The sequence below is a fragment of the Pseudomonas sp. HMSC066A08 genome (assembly GCF_001813025.1).
Lineage (GTDB): Bacteria > Pseudomonadota > Gammaproteobacteria > Pseudomonadales > Pseudomonadaceae > Pseudomonas > Pseudomonas aeruginosa.
In genome coordinates this window covers 70,627-86,233 of record NZ_KV811324.1, presented here as the reverse complement: position 1 = coordinate 86,233, position 15,607 = coordinate 70,627, and the positions used below count along the sequence as shown (strand labels likewise).

Genomic DNA, 15,607 nt, shown 5'->3' with positions numbered 1-15,607 from the left:
CCCCCGGGGGAGACGAGGCCGCCGGGACCTATTGCTGGACGGCGGACTGCTCGCCACCGGCGAGGATCGCGCTGGCCAGTTCCATGTCGCTGGCCTGCAGGTCCGGGTTGTCGCTGCGCAGCTTCTGCAGTGCGGCTTCCAGGTATGGCCCGCGGATCGCGCCGTCGCTGGCGATGTAGCTGCCGGCGTCGTCTTGCGCGGCGACGATCAGCTTGTGGTCGTGGCGGAAGGTCAGGTAGGTGGAGGCCGTGGTGGCACCCGAGGAAATGATGTTGCGCCAGAAGGTATCGGCCATGGCCGAGCCCAGCGGCAGGGCGGCGATGACCAGGGTGGCGGCGGTGAGTTTGACGGAACGCATGGGGAAACTCCTGATAGGGGGCTGCGTGCTACATCAGATCGCGTTTGCCGTCCCGGAGTTCCGGCGCAGATGACCGTTCGGTCGCTTTTTCCGTTGCCGCGCAGCCCCCGCCAGCCGGGAGCTTCAGCGTTTCAGGGCGCGGCAGGTTCGACGTGCAGCAGGGCGCCGTTCTGGCCGGTGACCCGGACCAGGGCGCCGCGCGGCAGGTCGGGACCGCTGACCAGCCACAGCGCGTGTCCGACGCGCAACTCGCCGAGCCCGCCGACGATCGCGCGGTGCAAGGGAAAGGTGCGGCCGAACAGGTCGTCGCCGCGTCGCTGCAGCCCCGGCGTTTCCTCGACGCTACCGGCCTTGCGGCGACGGCGTCGATGCTCGGCGGCTACCAGACCGGAGAGCAGGACGAACAGTCCTACCTGCCAAGGCCAGGCCAATCCCGGCAGGAGCGCGCCGAGCGCACCGACGCAGGCTGCGGTGAGGCCGACCCGCAGCAGATAGCCGCCGGCACCGAGGGTTTCCAGGAGCAGGAGGACGGTACCGAAGGCCAGCCAGTCCCAGAAGTCCAGGCGTAGCAGCAGGATTTCCATCGGCCGGCCCTCAGCGCCGGCTCGGCGGCCGGCCGAGCCACATCGAGCCAGGGACGCCGCTCGCGGCTCGCCGCAGGTGCCGTGCGCCGGGGCTGGGGAGCGTCGGCGCGGGGACGGCGGGGGGAACGCTCGTCATCGTCTACATCCTTGTCTGTGGGCCTGGCAGGCCCGTCCGGCGTTGTGCCGTGCAACCGTCGGAACTCCGCCGACGGGATGTGCCGCTACTTCTGTTCGCTCTGCGGGGTCACCCGCAGTACTTCCTCCAGCGTACTGATACCCGCGGCGACCTTCTGCGCGCCGGACAGGCGCAGGCTGCGGGTGCCTTCCTTGTAGGCCTGGCGGCGCAGGGCGACCAGGTCGGTGTCGGCGGTGATCAGTTCTTTCAGGCTATCGCTGAGCAGCATGATTTCATAGACGCCGGCGCGCCCGCGATAGCCGGTGTCGCGGCACTCCAGGCAACCCACGGCCTGGTGCGCGCCGCTGGGCGGCGGGGCGCTCCAGGGACGGGTCAGTTCGTGCCAGTCGCTGTCCGCCAGTTGCATCGGCGCCTTGCAGTGCGGGCAGAGCGTGCGCACCAGGCGCTGGGCCATGACCCCGAGCACCGTGGCACGGATCAGGTAGTAGGGCACGCCCAGTTCGAGCAGGCGGGTGATCGCCGTGGGCGAGTCGTTGGTGTGCAGGGTGGATAGCACCAGGTGCCCGGTGAGCGCCGCCTGGATCGCCATCTCGGCGGTCTCCAGGTCGCGGATCTCGCCGACCATGATGATGTCCGGGTCCTGCCGCAGCAGGGCGCGTACGCCGCTGGCGAAGGTCAGGTCGATGTTGTGCTGGACCTGCATCTGGTTGAACGAGGGCTCGATCATCTCGATCGGGTCCTCGATGGTGCAGACGTTCACCTCGTCGGTGGCCAGTTGCTTGAGCGTGGTGTAGAGCGTGGTGGTCTTGCCCGAGCCGGTGGGACCGGTGACCAGGATGATGCCGTTCGGCTGGCTGGTCATGCTCTGCCAGCGGCGCAGGTCGTCGACGGAGAAGCCGAGCTGGTCGAAGCTCTTGAGCAGCACCTCGGGGTCGAAGATGCGCATCACCATCTTCTCGCCGAAGGCGGTGGGCAGGGTCGACAGGCGCAGCTCCACCTCGGCGCCCTCCGGGGTCTTGGTCTTGACCCGGCCGTCCTGCGGCTTGCGTTTCTCCGCCACGTTCATCCGTCCCAGCGACTTCAGGCGGCTGACCACCGCCATGGTCACCTGCGGCGGAAACTGGTAGACGTTGTGCAGCACGCCGTCGATACGGAAGCGCACGGTGCCCTGCTCGCGGCGCGGCTCGATGTGGATGTCGCTGGCGCGCTGCTGGAAGGCGTACTGGAACAGCCAGTCGACGATGGTGACGATGTGCGCGTCGTTGGCGTCCGGCTCCTGGTCGGCGGCGCCGAGGTTGAGCAACTGCTCGAAGTTGCCGACGCCGCTGATCTTCTGGTCCGGCGAGGTGGCGCCGCTGACCGAGCGGGCCAGGCGGAAGAACTCGACGGTGTAGCGCTGGATGTCCGCCGGGTTCGCCACCACCCGTTTGATCGGTCGCTTGAGCACATGCACCAGGTTGCTTTCCCAGCCCTGCACGAAGGGCTGGGCGCTGGCGATGGTGACTTCCTCCGGACTCAGCGCGACGGCGAGGATGCCATGGCGCTGGGCGAAGGCGTAGGACATCAGCGGAGTCACCGCGGCGACGTCGATCTTCAGCGGGTCGATGCGCAGGTAGGGCTGGCCGGCGTACTCGGCCAGCCATTGGGTGAGAGTCTCCAGGTCGAGCTTGCGTCCGGGGCGCTTGAGATCCTCGACCTGCTGCGCGGCGAGGAACTCCAGCGGATGCTGCTGGTTGCGCACCGCGCTGCGGCGGATCGCCAGGCACTGTTCGGCCTGGTCCTGCCCGACCCGGCCCTGGGCGACCAGCTCGCGGAGCAGGTCGCCGAGGTCCAGCAGGCGGTCCTGGGCGGCAGTGGCGAACACGGACATGCAGACTCCCTTCGGATGATGGCGGTAGCGGCGAAGCTTATTTCATCAGCGCCTTCCAGGGTTTGAGCGTCAGCACAGTATGGGCCTGCGTGGCGCGGGCAGCCAGGCGCTCGGCATCGACAGGTTGCCGCAGCAGCTCCAGCAGCTTGGCCAGTTCGCCGTAGAGGCGGTCGGCCTCCGGCAGGTCGAGCACGCCGCGCGCCAGGCGCAACCAGGTAAGCATGCGCTGCAGGCGCGGCACCTGGTCGGGGAGCAGCTCGGGATACTGGTGGGCGCGCGCCAGCGGCGTGGCCTGGGCTTCTTCGGCAAGGCTGCGCAGCAGCCATTTGCCCAGCGCGGCGGTGCCCTGGCGGTTGCCGCGCTCGTTGCGCGACTCGGTCCAGGCCTTGGCCAGCAGCCAGCGCGAGGCGTTCAGGGAGAACAGGCCCCAGCGGGTCCCGTCGAGTTCGCCGCGGAACAGTTGCGGCGCCTGCTGGCGTAGCGTCTCGTCGTCACGGCCGCGCTCGATGCGCGGCGCCCAGTCGGCGAGGAGAGCGTCCAGCGCTTCGCGCAGCTCGCGACTGCTGGCGCGTGGCACCGCCTGGCCGAGGCTGCCGAGCAGGGTGCGCAGGTCCTGCAGGTGTTGCAGCCAGTCCTCCAGCAGACGCCAGTGGCCGTTGAAGCGATATTGCTCGGCCAGTCGCTGGCTGCTGCCGAGCAGGTACCAGGCGATGGCGGCGAAGGCACCGTCCAGCGGGGTTTCCGCCAGCAGTTTCTGGGCCGGGGGATCGACCTCGTAGCTGTTCGGGTCGAACAGGCGGTAGCCGCGCTCGGCCTTGCTGATGTCGCAGGGCATCAGCGGCAGGTCGGCGGCCAGTTCCGCGGCCAGCTCCAGCAGCGCGGCGGCATCGCCCTGGCGCAGTTCCAGCTCCAGTTCGCAGATTTCCTCTTCGTTGTCGCCGGCGACCACCTTGCCCAGGTCGAGCGCCGCCTCCACCACCACCTTGGCCTTGCCGCGGCCCCAGGCGATCTCGGCGCGCTGGCGGACGAAATCGGTGCTGAAGATCGGCTTGAGCTGCTTCTTGTCGAGATCCTTGAGGGCTGCGGGCCAGCACTTGTCGTCGAGTTTCTTCAGGTCGAGCTTGTTCTTTTCCAGGTACCAGTCCCACTCGTTGCGTTCGGACAACCCGGCCACGCTCTGCCCGCGGCTTTTCAGCGTCTGGATGTACTGCTCGCCGTCACGGCGCATGCGCAGCGCGACCTTGGCCCGGGCCAGCTCGCGGCCGGGGGTGTCGTAGTACTGGTTGTACAGTTCGCGGCGCTCCCAGCCCGATTTGTTGCGCTTCTTCAGCAACGGATGCTCCTGCAAGGCTTCCAGGGTGGCGCGGCTGACGCGGAGTTTGATTTCGGTTTCTTTCTGCATGGGGCGATGTCCGGCTCGGGACGCCAGGCGTCCGCGGGTGAAGGTGTTCCAGATCAAAGGCGCGCGGGGTGGGTGGCCTATACTTTTCGGCATTTCCACCAGGGAGGCGTTCCATGCCGACCAATCCGTTCATCAGCCTGTTCGGCCGTTCGCCGATCGGACCGATGCAGCAGCACATCGCCAAGGCCCACGAATGCGCGGCCGGCCTGTTGCCGTTCTTCCGCGCGGTGATCGCCGAGGACTGGGCGCAGGTCGAACAGGTTCAGCAGGACATGGTGCGACTGGAGCAGGAAGCCGATCGGCTGAAGAAGAACGTCCGGATGCACCTGCCCAAGAGCCTGTTCCTTCCGGTGCCGCGCTCCGATCTGTTGGAACTGCTCAGTGTACAGGACAAAGTCGCCAATCGCGCCAAGGACATCGTCGGGCTGATGCTGGGCCGGCGCATGCGCATCCCGTTGCCGCTACAGGGCCAGATGCTCGCCTATGTGCAGCGCTCGGTGGACGCCAGCGCCCAGGCGTTGCGGGTGGTCAACGAACTCAACGAACTGCTCGAGACCGGCTTCGGCGGGCGCGAGACCAGCCTGGTGGAGAGCATGGTGGAGGAACTCGAGGCGATCGAGAACGACACCGACCGCATCCAGGTCGAGGTGCGCCGCGAGCTGTTCCGCCTGGAAAGCGAGCTGCCGCCGGTGGACGTGATGTTCCTCTACCAGATCATCGAATGGATCGGCGATGTCGCCGACCGCGCCCAGCGGGTCGGCAACCGCCTGGAGCAATTGCTGGCGCGGTGAGCGCCAGTCTTCTTTCCGACCCTGCCTGCACACGGATTCCGCCCATGTCCCTGATCGCCGACCACGGCTTCGCCTTCCTCGTACTCGCCTGCCTGTTCGGTTTCTTCATGGCCTGGGGCGTCGGCGCCAACGACGTCGCCAACGCCATGGGCACTTCGGTGGGCTCGCGCGCGCTGACCATCCGCCAGGCGATCCTGGTGGCCATGGTCTTCGAGTTCTGCGGTGCCTATTTCGCTGGTGGCGAAGTCACCGAAACGATCAGGAGCGGCATCGTCGACCCGCAGTACATGACTCCCGACCTGCTCATCTTCGGCATGCTCTCGGCCTTGCTGGCCGCCGGGGTCTGGCTGTTGCTGGCGACGGTCAAGGGTTGGCCGGTGTCGACCACCCACTCCATCGTCGGCGCGATCATCGGCTTCGCCTCGGTCGGTGTCTCGGTGCACGCGGTGCACTGGGGCGCGATCGGCCCGATCGTCGCCAGCTGGGTGGTGACGCCGGTGCTGTCCGGGCTGCTCGCCTTCGCCCTGTTCAGGAGCGTGCAGTGGCTGGTGCTGCATGCCGAGGATCCGTTCCGTAGCGCGCGCCGCTACGTGCCGCTGTACATGTTCCTGGCGGGCTTCATGGTTGCGCTGATGACCGTCGGCAAGGGGCTGAAGCATGTCGGCCTGGAGCTTTCCGGCATCCAGACGCTGGGCCTGGCGTTGCTCGCCGGCGGCCTGGTGATGGGCCTGGGTATCGTCCTGCTGTTGCGCATCCGACCCACTGGCGGAGCCGATCCGCGTGGCGGCTTCGCCAGCGTCGAGCGCGTCTTCGCGGTGCTGATGATCTTCACCGCCTGCTCCATGGCGTTCGCCCATGGTGCCAACGACGTGGCCAACGCCATCGGCCCGGTGGCGGCGGTCGTCGCGGTGGTCCAGGCCGGCGGCGACCTGGATCTGGTGAGCCGTTCGCCGGTGCCGTCCTGGGTACTGCTGCTGGGCGCGGTGGGCATCGTCATCGGCCTGGCTACCTATGGCTACCGGGTGATCGCCACCATCGGCCGGGAGATCACCGAGCTGACCCCCAGCCGCGGCTTCGCCGCCGAGCTGGCGACCGCCTCCACGGTGGTTGGCGCCTCGGCCATCGGCCTGCCGGTGTCCACCACCCATACCCTGGTCGGCGCGGTGCTCGGCATCGGCATGGCGCGTGGCATCGGCGCGCTCAACCTGCGGGTGATCGGCTCGATCTTCCTGTCCTGGGTAGTGACCCTGCCGGCCGGCGCGGTGCTGGCGATCCTGTTCTTCCTGGTCCTGCGCGCGCTGTTCGGCGCCTGAGCGCGGTCTTCGTCGGCTGGCGCAGGCGGAACCGGAACGGACGGTTTTATCCACTGCCGCGATAGGCCATGATGGGGCTCGATCCGTGTGGAGAGTCCCATGCCGTTGCCGTCTCTGAAAGACCAGTTCGGTGCGCTGATCGCCGCGTCTTCCGTCAGTTGCACCCAGCCCGAGCTGGACCAGACCAACCGCCCGGTGGTCGACCTGCTGGCCTCCTGGCTGGGTGATCTAGGCTTCCGCTGCGAGATCCGGGAAGTCTCGCCGGGCAAGTTCAACCTGCTGGCCAGCCACGGCAGCGGTCCCGGCGGGCTGGTGCTGGCCGGCCATACCGATACCGTGCCCTACGACGAAGCGCTGTGGAGCAGCGATCCGCTGCGCCTGGACGAGCGCGACGGCCGCTGGTACGGCCTCGGTAGTTGCGACATGAAGGGCTTCTTCCCGCTGGCCATCGAGGCCTTGCTGCCGCTGCTCGACCAGCCGTTCCGCCAGCCGCTGATGATCCTCGCCACCTGCGACGAGGAAAGCTCGATGGCCGGCGCCCGTGCCCTCGCCGAAAGCGGGCGGCCGCTGGGGCGCGCCACGGTGATCGGCGAGCCGACCAACCTGCGGCCGATCCGCCTGCACAAGGGGGTGATGATGGAGCGCATCGAGATTCTCGGGCAGAGCGGCCATTCGTCCGACCCGAACCTCGGCCGTAGCGCCCTGGAGGCCATGCACGCGACCATCGGCGAGTTGATGGCGCTGCGCGCAGAATGGCAGCGGGCCTGGAGCAACCCGCAATTCAGCGTGCCCCAGCCGACCCTGAACTTCGGTTGCATCCACGGCGGCGACAATCCCAACCGCATCTGCGGCCAGTGTTCGCTGGAATTCGACCTGCGCCCGCTACCCGGCATGCAGCCCGAGCAGTTGCGCGAGGCGATCCGCCAGCGCCTGCGGCCGCTGGCCGAACGGCACCAGGTGAGCATCGACTACCAGCCGCTGTTCCCTGCCGTGCCGCCGTTCGAACAGGCGCAGGACAGCGAACTGGTACGCGTCGCCGAACGCCTGACCGGGCATCGCGCCGAGGCCGTGGCGTTCGGTACCGAGGCGCCGTATTTCCAGCGCCTGGGCAGCGAAACCCTGGTCCTCGGCGCCGGCGACATCGCCTGTGCCCACCAGCCCGACGAGCACCTGGAGCTGGCGCGTATCGAACCGATGGTCGGCGTGCTGCGCCGGCTGATCCAGCATTACTGCCTGACGCCCGCCGCCGACTGAAGCGCGGCGTGGCCGGCGACCAGCTCGAAGCCACCGTTGATGACGAACTGCACGCCCATCGCCACCAGCAGGAAGCCGACCACTCGCGAGATGGCGTCGATCCCGGATTCGCCGAGGAACTTCATGATGCGCCCGGAGCTTTGCAGGGCGATCCAGAAGATCAGCGCGGTGAACAGGGTGACGGTGATCGCCGCGAGGTGGATGAATAGCGGAATGCTTCCGTAGGTGGATTGCAGCGTCGACGCCGAGCTGACCACCAGGGCGATGGTCCCCGGCCCCGCGGTACCCGGCAGGGCCAGCGGAACGAAGGACAGGTCGCGGAAGTGCGGGGTGATCTTTTCCTCGTCCGACAGCAGGTCGTGCTGGACTTCGGTCTCGTCCGGCGTGGTGGCGGGGAACAGCATGGTGAAGCCGATATAGGCGACGATCAGCCCGCCGGCGATGCGCAGGCCGGGAATGGAGATGCCGAACACCTGCATCACCAGGCTGCCGCCGTAGAAGCTGACCAGCATGATCAGTGCCACGTAGAGGCTGGCCTTGAATATCTGCCGGTTGCGCTCCGCCGGCGGCAGGCTGCCGCCGAGGCCGAGCAGCAGCGAGACGCTGGTCAGCGGGTTGGCTACCGGGAGCACGGCGAGCAGGCCGACCAGGACGTGATGGAAGTATTCGCTCATGGATTTTCCTCGTTCGCGTGGTTGCGCGCCGGACGGCACGGCGAACGAGGCAGCCTAGCGAAAAAGCGCTGTGCGAGTTAACCGGGGTTTTCGGATAGTTTTTTTCAGAAATAGTGGTAAAACGGTTCGTTCCGGCCCCAGGCCCCGTACCATGGTCGAATCCCGCGGCCGGGGGGCCGCCGAGGGTTTAAACTCGCGCGTGATCCATCCGTCTCGTTAACCAGAAAGTGAGGAGAAGCCTGTCGATGTTGCTGCGACGACGATAACGGCGCCCTTCGGGCCGTCCCGGCCGCTCACGCTTTGCTCTCGCTCACGAAACGACAGGCTTTCCCCACCATGCCCGACTACGTCAACTGGTTACGTCACGCTTCGCCCTACATCAACTCGCACCGGGACCGGACCTTCGTGGTCATGCTTCCCGGCGAAGGGGTGGAGCATCCCAATTTCGGCAATATCGTCCACGACCTGGTCCTTCTCCACAGCCTCGGCGCGCGCCTGGTGCTGGTGCACGGTTCGCGTCCGCAGATCGAGGCGCGCCTGGCCGCGCGCGGCCTGGCTCCGCGCTATCACCGCGACCTGCGAGTGACCGATGCGCCGACCCTGGAATGCGTCATCGACGCCGTGGGTAGCCTGCGCATCGCCATCGAGGCGCGGCTGTCGATGGACATGGCCGCCTCGCCGATGCAGGGCGCGCGCCTGCGGGTCGCTGGTGGCAACCTGGTCACCGCGCGGCCGATCGGCGTGGTCGAGGGTGTCGACTACCACCATACCGGCGAGGTCCGTCGCATCGACCGCAAGGGCATTGGCCGCCTTCTCGACGAGCGCAGCATCGTCCTGCTCTCGCCGCTGGGCTACTCGCCGACCGGGGAAATCTTCAACCTGGCCTGCGAAGACGTGGCCATGCGCGCCGCCATCGACCTGGAAGCGGAAAAGCTGATTCTCTACGGCGCCGAACAGGGCCTGCTGGACGCCTCCGGCAAGCTGGTCCGCGAACTGCGCCCGCAGCAGGTGTCCGCGCACCTGCAACGGCTGGGCAACAGCTACCAGGCCGAGCTGCTGGACGCCGCGGCGCAGGCCTGCCGGGCCGGGGTCAAGCGCAGCCATATCGTCAGCTACACCGAGGACGGCGCGCTGCTCAGCGAACTGTTCACCCGTACCGGCAACGGCACCCTGGTCGCCCAGGAGCAGTTCGAGCAGTTGCGCGAGGCGGGCATCGAGGACGTTGGTGGGCTGATCGAGCTGATCCGCCCGCTGGAAGAGCAGGGCATCCTGGTACGCCGTTCCCGCGAGGTGCTGGAACGCGAGATCGAACAGTTCAGCATCGTCGAGCGCGAAGGGCTGATCATCGCCTGCGCCGCGCTCTATCCGATCGCCGATTCCGAGGCGGGCGAGCTGGCCTGTCTGGCGGTCAACCCGGAGTACCGCCACGGCGGGCGCGGCGACGAACTGCTGGAGCGGATCGAGGAGCGCGCGCGCGGACTCGGCCTGAAGACCCTGTTCGTGCTCACCACGCGGACCGCGCACTGGTTCCGCGAGCGCGGCTTCCAGCCCAGCAGCGTAGAGCGGCTACCGGCGGCGCGGGCCTCGCTGTACAACTTCCAGCGCAATTCGCAGGTATTCGAGAAGAGCCTCTGATCCGCCGGCGCGTCCCTGGCCGCAGGGGCGCGCCGGCTTCGCTCAGTTGCTGATCAGGCCGAGGATGCTCGCCTGGTAGGCGGCGACGAAGGTATCGAAGTCGCCATCCTGGTCGCGTTCCAGCTCCGTCTGTTCGGCCAGGGAGTCGCTGGCCATCTTCTCGAAGCGCGCCTGCTCTTCGGCGGCCAGCGGATGCTGGCGGAAATACTCCGCGTGTTCGCGGCTCTGGCGCAGGGAGAACGCTTCGAAGCTCTCGCCGCGCTCGCGCATGACTTTCAGCACCTGCGCCGAAGGCGTCAGTTCCGCATCGGCCACCTTCGCCCGCTGCGCCGCCAGCGCCGCCGCGTGGGCTTCGCCGCCGCGCGCGCGGTCGAGCAGTGCCGCGGTATCGGCGATTCGTTCGAGCAGCTCGTTCGCCCAGACCTTCAATTCCACCGGCTGGCCGCGACGTTGCAATTGCAGGCCCGGCCGCCTGCCTTCCTTGACCACGGCGAGGAAGTTGTCGGTGGCGTCGCTGCACTCGCCGTTCAGCAGCGGGCTGTCGCTGAACGCGCAGAACAGCAGGAAGGCGTCGAGGAAGCGCGCCTCGTCCAGGTCGATGCCCAGCGGCAGGAACGGGTTGATGTCCAGGCAGCGCACTTCCACGTACTGCACGCCGCGAGCGGCCAGGGCCTGCACCGGACGCTCGCCGGTATAGGTGACGCGTTTTGGCCGGATGCTCGAGTAATACTCGTTCTCGATCTGCAGGATGTTGGTGTTCAACTGTACCCATTCGCCATCCTGCTTGGTGCCGACCTTCTCGTAGGGCGGGTAGGGCGTGCTGACCGCCTGGCGCAGGCTGTCGATGTAGCTCTGCAGGTCGTTGTAGCAGGGGGTCAGGCCGGCCTGGGCGTTGTTCTGGTAGCCCAGGTCGCTCATCCGCAGGCTGGTGGCGTAGGGCAGGTAGAGCGTGTGTTCGTCGAGGCGCTCCAACTGGCTCGGGCGGCCACGCAGGAAGCCGGCGTCGAGGGCCGGCGAGGCGCCGAACAGGTACATCAGCAGCCAGCTGTAGCGGCGGAAATTGCGAATCAGGGCGATGTAGGCGGCGGACTGGTAGTCACGTTCCGATAGCTCGCTGCCTTCGGCCTGGCGCAGCAGCGGCCAGAGCCTCTCCGGCAGGGAGAAGTTGTAGTGGATGCCGGCGATGCACTGCATGGTCTTGCCGTAGCGCAGCGCCAGGCCCTTGCGGTAGACGTACTTCAGGCGGCCGATCATCGAGCTGCCGTAGCGGGCGATCGGGATGCTCTCCTCGTCCGGCAGCTCGCAGGGCATCGATGGACTCCACAGGTACTCGCCGTCCAGTTTCGAACTGGCGAAGCGGTGGATGCGCTCGAGATCGCCCAGGGTGTCGGCGACGTCGGTTTCCGTGGGCGTGATGAACTCCAGCAAGGCCTCGGAGTAGTCGGTAGTGATCTGTGGATGGGTCAGGGTCGAACCCAGGGCCCGAGGGTGGGGGGTGAGCGCCAGCTTGCCGTCGCTATCGACTCGCAGGCATTCGCGCTCGATGCCATGCAGGCACTCGGTCAGCAGGGGCAGGTTGGCTGCGGCGCCGAGCAGAGCCAGGCGGCGGGAGAGAAGATCGCTCAAGTCGGGATTCCTTGTGATCGCGTCCCAGATCGGTCGCCCCAATATGAGGGTGGACCGAGCGGTCTACAAGAGGGAGGACGTAAATGCGTTTTCGCTTCGTCCGGGGGCCGGTCGCCGCGCCTTCGGCGGGAGCCGTCGAGGCGGGCGCCCGGCACGGATCGGGATCGCCGTTGCGCGCCATTCTGCCGCATGGCGGCCGCGCCGGTTTACAGCTGGGCGAAGGTACCTTGTCCTTTCGCGACCAGCTTGTCGCCTTGCAGCACCTCGGCTTCCACCACCAGGCTGCGGCGCCCGGCATGGAGTACGCGGGCGACGCAGCGCACCTCGCCGTCGGCGACGGCGCGGATGTAGTTGATCTTGCATTCCAGGGTGACGCTCTGGCGGTCGAAACCATGGGAACTGGAGCAGGCCAGCCCCATGGTCACGTCCATCAGCGAGAACAGCGCGCCGCCGTGCATGACCCCGCCGCGGTTGCGCAGGTGCGCGGCCATCGGCAGGCGTACCTCGGCGACTCCGTCGCCGAGGCTGACCGGGTCCAGGCCGACCAGTTCGCTGTAGGCGCTGATCATCTGCTCGCGGGCGGGCATCTCGCTCATGGACGGCTCCGTCACTTCTTCTTCAGTTGCTTGGCGTTGGCGAACAGCGCGGCCATGGCGTTGTTCGCCGGCGGCGCGCTCTGTCCGCGCGGGGCGCCACGCTCCTGGCGTGGCTGGCCGCCGCCGGCGGGACGCCCGCCGCGCTGGCCTTCGACCTTCTCGCCGGGGGTGTCGCTCATGCGCATGGACAGGCCGACACGGTTGCGCGGAATGTCCACTTCCATGACCTTGACCTTGACGATGTCGCCGGCCTTGACCACTTCGTACGGGTCCTTGACGAACTTCTCGGACAGCGCCGAGATGTGCACCAGGCCGTCCTGGTGGACGCCGATGTCGACGAACGCGCCGAAGTTGGTGACGTTGGTCACCACACCCTCCAGGACCATGCCCGGCTTGAGGTCCTTGAGGCTCTCGACGCCTTCCTGGAACTCTGCGGTCTTGAACTCCGGACGCGGGTCGCGGCCGGGCTTGTCGAGTTCCTTGAGGATGTCGGTGACGGTCGGCAGGCCGAAGGTCTCGTCGGTGAACTTCTTCGGGTCGAGGCGCTTGAGGAACGCCGAGTCGCCGATCAGCGAGCGGATGTCGCGCTCGGTGTCGGCGGCGATGCGCTGCACCAGCGGATAGGTTTCCGGGTGCACCGCCGAGGCGTCCAACGGATTGTCGCCGTTCATCACGCGGAGGAAGCCGGCGGCTTGCTCGAAGGTCTTCTCGCCCAGGCGGCTGACTTTCTTCAGCTCGTCGCGGGTGCGGAACGCTCCGTTGGCGTCGCGGTGCGCGACGATGTTCTGCGCCAGCGTCGAGTTGAGGCCGGAGATGCGCGCCAGCAGGGCGGCGGAGGCGGTGTTGACGTCGACGCCGACGGCGTTCACGCAATCCTCGACCACCGCGTCCAGGCTACGCGCCAGCTTCAGTTGGGACACGTCGTGCTGGTACTGGCCGACGCCGATCGACTTGGGCTCGATCTTCACCAGTTCCGCCAGCGGGTCCTGCAGACGGCGGGCGATGGACACCGCGCCGCGCAGGGACACGTCCAGCTCGGGGAACTCCTTCGCCGCCAGCTCGGAGGCGGAATACACCGATGCGCCGGCCTCGCTGACCATGATCTTGGTCAGCTTCATGCCCGGATACTTCTTGATCAGTTCGCCGGCCAGCTTGTCGGTCTCGCGGCTGGCGGTGCCGTTGCCGATGGCGATCAGCTCGACCTGATGCTTGGCGCACAGCGCGGCGAGCACGGCGAGGGTCTGGTCCCACTGGTTCTTCGGCGCATGCGGGTAGACGGTGGCGGTGTCCAGCAGCTTGCCGGTAGCGTCGACCACCGCGACCTTGACCCCGGTGCGCAGGCCCGGGTCGAGGCCGAGGGTGGCGCGCGGGCCGGCCGGGGCGGCCAGCAGCAGGTCGTGCAGGTTGCGCGCGAACACGCTGATCGCCTCGTCCTCGGCGCCGTCGCGGAGCTCGCCGAACAGGTCGGTTTCCAGGTGGGTATAGAGCTTGACCTTCCAGGTCCAGCGCACCACCTCGGCCAGCCACTTGTCGGCGGCGCGGCCCTGGTTGGACAGGCCGAAGCGCTCGGCGATCATGACTTCGCATGGATGCAGGGTCCCCGGCGCTTCCTCGCCGACCTTCAGCGAGGCGCTGAGGACGCCTTCGTTGCGTCCGCGGAAGATCGCCAGGGCGCGGTGCGACGGGGCGCTTTTCAGCGGCTCGTCGTGTTCGAAGTAGTCGCTGAACTTGGCGCCTTCCTGTTCCTTGCCGGGGACCACGCGGGCGGTCAGGGTCGCTTCGTTCTTCATGAACACGCGCAGCTTGTCGAGCAGCGTGGCGTCTTCGGCGAAGCGCTCCATGAGGATGTACTTGGCGCCTTCCAGCACCGCCTTGACGTCGGCGAAGCCTTTCTCGGCGTCGACGAAACGCGCGGCCTCGCTTTCCGGGACCAGGGTCGGATCGTCGAACAGTGCGTCGGCCAGCTCGCCGAGGCCGGCTTCCAGGGCGATCTGGCCCTTGGTGCGGCGCTTCTGCTTATAAGGCAGGTAGAGGTCTTCGAGACGGGTCTTGGTATCGGCGAGCTTGATGTCGCGGGCCAGTTCGGGGGTCAGCTTGCCCTGTTCCTCGATGCTGGCGAGGATCGCGCCGCGGCGTTCTTCCAGTTCGCGCAGGTAGCGCAGGCGCTCTTCCAGCATGCGCAACTGGGTATCGTCGAGGCTGCCGGTGACCTCTTTGCGGTAACGGGCGATGAAGGGAACGGTGGAGCCTTCGTCGAGCAGGGCGACGGCAGCGGCGACTTGCTGCGGTTGAACGCGGCCGGAGGGCAGTGCGGAGAGCTCTTCGGCGATACGGGTGTTGATGCTGTCCATTGATCCACCTGGTAAAACGAACGAAAACGGGCCGTGTAGACAACGCCCCGCCGCAAAAGCGCCGCATTATACCTGCCAAGTTTCGCCTTGGAGGGCGGCTGGTCGGGGAAAAATCTGCTAACAATGGACAGTCCGGCCCAGCCGTTACCTGGGCGATAATGCCCGCCTGACTCATTCTGGGAGTTTCTATGTCGAACCCTGCCGCCCTGGCCGAAGGTGAAAAGATCCTCGTCGTCGACGACGACGCCCGCCTGCGCCGCCTGCTCGAACGTTTCCTCGACGAGCAGGGCTACCGCGTCCGCGCGGTGGAGAACACCGAGCAGATGGATCGCCTTCTATCCCGCGAACTGTTCCAGCTGGTTGTGCTCGACCTGATGCTTCCCGGCGAGGACGGCCTCACCGCCTGCCGCCGCCTGCGCGAACAGAACAACCAGGTGCCGATCATCATGCTCACCGCCAAGGGCGACGAGGGCAGCCGCATCCAGGGCCTGGAACTGGGCGCCGACGACTACCTGGCCAAGCCGTTCAACCCGCGCGAACTGCTGGCGCGGATCAAGGCCGTGCTGCGCCGCCAGGCGCCGCTGGTGCCCGGCGCGCCTGCCGGTGCCGACGAGGTGGTGACCTTCGGCGACTACCAGCTGTTCCTCGCCACCCGCGAGCTGAAGAAGGGCGAGGAGGTACACATGCTGACCACCGGCGAGTTCGCCGTGCTCAAGGCCCTGGTGCAGCACGCCCGCGAACCGCTGACCCGGGACAAGCTGATGAACCTCGCCCGTGGCCGCGAGTGGGATGCCCTGGAGCGTTCCATCGACGTGCAGATCTCTCGCCTGCGCCGGCTGATCGAGCCGGACCCGTCCAAGCCGCGCTATATCCAGACGGTCTGGGGCGTCGGCTACGTATTCGTGCCGGACGGCAACGCGCGCAAGGCCTGAGTCTCCGCGCGGCCGGTGCAGCGATGCACCGGCCGCGTCGTCTTACCCGTAACAGGCGTCGGCCCCGTCCGCCGGCGCGCAACCG

General features: G+C 67.5%; 13 protein-coding genes. 5 read left to right on the top strand and 8 right to left on the bottom strand.

The features are described 5' to 3' along the window. Positions 1 to 28: 28 nt before the first annotated feature. From HMPREF2886_RS21475 to HMPREF2886_RS21460, 4 genes are all read right to left on the bottom strand, one after another. Positions 29 to 358 (bottom strand): DUF2388 domain-containing protein, encoded by a 330-nt coding sequence (locus HMPREF2886_RS21475; RefSeq protein ID WP_070748322.1) that lies wholly within the window; start codon positions 356 to 358, stop codon positions 29 to 31. 131 nt (positions 359 to 489) lie between these two features. Then, positions 490 to 942, bottom strand: coding sequence for an NfeD family protein (locus HMPREF2886_RS21470; protein ID WP_042169700.1), 453 nt, complete (start codon positions 940 to 942; stop codon positions 490 to 492). A 221-nt stretch (positions 943 to 1,163) separates the two neighbouring features. Further along, positions 1,164 to 2,948: a type IV pilus assembly ATPase TfpB gene (locus tag HMPREF2886_RS21465; protein ID WP_070748320.1), complete on the bottom strand. Its 1,785-nt coding sequence runs from the start codon at positions 2,946 to 2,948 to the stop codon at positions 1,164 to 1,166. 37 nt (positions 2,949 to 2,985) lie between these two features. After that, the gene (locus HMPREF2886_RS21460; RefSeq protein WP_070748318.1) at positions 2,986 to 4,350 is read right to left on the bottom strand and encodes a CYTH domain-containing protein; all 1,365 of its coding nucleotides are present in this window, start codon (positions 4,348 to 4,350) and stop codon (positions 2,986 to 2,988) included. A gap of 113 nt (positions 4,351 to 4,463) precedes the next feature. On the opposite strand from HMPREF2886_RS21460, the gene HMPREF2886_RS21455 reads away from it, so the two are divergent. From HMPREF2886_RS21455 to argE, 3 genes are all read left to right on the top strand, one after another. Continuing rightward, positions 4,464 to 5,141 (top strand): TIGR00153 family protein, encoded by a 678-nt coding sequence (locus HMPREF2886_RS21455; RefSeq protein WP_003100081.1) that lies wholly within the window; start codon positions 4,464 to 4,466, stop codon positions 5,139 to 5,141. A 44-nt stretch (positions 5,142 to 5,185) separates the two neighbouring features. Beyond that, entirely contained in the window at positions 5,186 to 6,454 is a 1,269-nt protein-coding gene (locus HMPREF2886_RS21450; RefSeq protein ID WP_033973377.1) for an inorganic phosphate transporter, read from the top strand. Positions 6,455 to 6,553: 99 nt separating this feature from the next. Further along, positions 6,554 to 7,708, top strand: coding sequence for an acetylornithine deacetylase (gene argE, locus HMPREF2886_RS21445; RefSeq protein ID WP_033976956.1), 1,155 nt, complete (start codon positions 6,554 to 6,556; stop codon positions 7,706 to 7,708). On the opposite strand, the gene HMPREF2886_RS21440 is transcribed toward argE, so the two are convergent. Continuing rightward, positions 7,681 to 8,382: a MarC family NAAT transporter gene (locus HMPREF2886_RS21440; RefSeq protein WP_070748316.1), complete on the bottom strand. Its 702-nt coding sequence runs from the start codon at positions 8,380 to 8,382 to the stop codon at positions 7,681 to 7,683. The two genes, argE and HMPREF2886_RS21440, sit on opposite strands and share 28 nt — an antisense overlap. A gap of 336 nt (positions 8,383 to 8,718) precedes the next feature. Here HMPREF2886_RS21440 and argA point away from each other — a divergent pair, with 336 nt between their 5' ends. Next, on the top strand, positions 8,719 to 10,017 hold the full coding sequence (gene argA / locus HMPREF2886_RS21435) for an amino-acid N-acetyltransferase (RefSeq protein ID WP_033938953.1): 1,299 nt from the start codon (positions 8,719 to 8,721) through the stop codon (positions 10,015 to 10,017). A gap of 42 nt (positions 10,018 to 10,059) precedes the next feature. Here the strand turns inward: argA and gshA are convergent, their stop codons facing one another. The 3 genes from gshA to HMPREF2886_RS21420 form a co-directional block, all read right to left on the bottom strand. Further along, entirely contained in the window at positions 10,060 to 11,643 is a 1,584-nt protein-coding gene (gene gshA, locus HMPREF2886_RS21430) for a glutamate--cysteine ligase (protein ID WP_003120398.1), read from the bottom strand. A 206-nt stretch (positions 11,644 to 11,849) separates the two neighbouring features. Then, positions 11,850 to 12,212, bottom strand: coding sequence for a PaaI family thioesterase (locus tag HMPREF2886_RS21425; RefSeq protein ID WP_370689746.1), 363 nt, complete (start codon positions 12,210 to 12,212; stop codon positions 11,850 to 11,852). Positions 12,213 to 12,250: 38 nt separating this feature from the next. Then, positions 12,251 to 14,590, bottom strand: a complete 2,340-nt coding sequence (locus HMPREF2886_RS21420; protein WP_033973380.1) for a Tex family protein — start codon at positions 14,588 to 14,590, stop codon at positions 12,251 to 12,253. 188 nt (positions 14,591 to 14,778) lie between these two features. Here HMPREF2886_RS21420 and amgR point away from each other — a divergent pair, with 188 nt between their 5' ends. Continuing rightward, positions 14,779 to 15,522: a two-component system response regulator AmgR gene (amgR, locus tag HMPREF2886_RS21415; protein ID WP_022580397.1), complete on the top strand. Its 744-nt coding sequence runs from the start codon at positions 14,779 to 14,781 to the stop codon at positions 15,520 to 15,522. Positions 15,523 to 15,607 lie beyond the last annotated feature (85 nt).

What these genes read in the sequence shown, in the direction of transcription:
- HMPREF2886_RS21470 (WP_042169700.1), bottom strand. Translation starts at nt 942, where the DNA reads ATGGAAATCCTGCTGCTACGCCTGGACTTCTGGGACTGGCTGGCCTTC.
- HMPREF2886_RS21455 (WP_003100081.1), top strand. Translation starts at nt 4,464, where the DNA reads ATGCCGACCAATCCGTTCATCAGCCTGTTCGGCCGTTCGCCGATCGGA.
- HMPREF2886_RS21475 (WP_070748322.1), bottom strand. Translation starts at nt 358, where the DNA reads ATGCGTTCCGTCAAACTCACCGCCGCCACCCTGGTCATCGCCGCCCTG.
- HMPREF2886_RS21420 (WP_033973380.1), bottom strand. Translation starts at nt 14,590, where the DNA reads ATGGACAGCATCAACACCCGTATCGCCGAAGAGCTCTCCGCACTGCCC.
- argA (WP_033938953.1), top strand. Translation starts at nt 8,719, where the DNA reads ATGCCCGACTACGTCAACTGGTTACGTCACGCTTCGCCCTACATCAAC.
- HMPREF2886_RS21465 (WP_070748320.1), bottom strand. Translation starts at nt 2,948, where the DNA reads ATGTCCGTGTTCGCCACTGCCGCCCAGGACCGCCTGCTGGACCTCGGC.
- HMPREF2886_RS21450 (WP_033973377.1), top strand. Translation starts at nt 5,186, where the DNA reads ATGTCCCTGATCGCCGACCACGGCTTCGCCTTCCTCGTACTCGCCTGC.
- argE (WP_033976956.1), top strand. Translation starts at nt 6,554, where the DNA reads ATGCCGTTGCCGTCTCTGAAAGACCAGTTCGGTGCGCTGATCGCCGCG.
- HMPREF2886_RS21460 (WP_070748318.1), bottom strand. Translation starts at nt 4,350, where the DNA reads ATGCAGAAAGAAACCGAAATCAAACTCCGCGTCAGCCGCGCCACCCTG.
- amgR (WP_022580397.1), top strand. Translation starts at nt 14,779, where the DNA reads ATGTCGAACCCTGCCGCCCTGGCCGAAGGTGAAAAGATCCTCGTCGTC.
- HMPREF2886_RS21425 (WP_370689746.1), bottom strand. Translation starts at nt 12,212, where the DNA reads ATGATCAGCGCCTACAGCGAACTGGTCGGCCTGGACCCGGTCAGCCTC.
- HMPREF2886_RS21440 (WP_070748316.1), bottom strand. Translation starts at nt 8,382, where the DNA reads ATGAGCGAATACTTCCATCACGTCCTGGTCGGCCTGCTCGCCGTGCTC.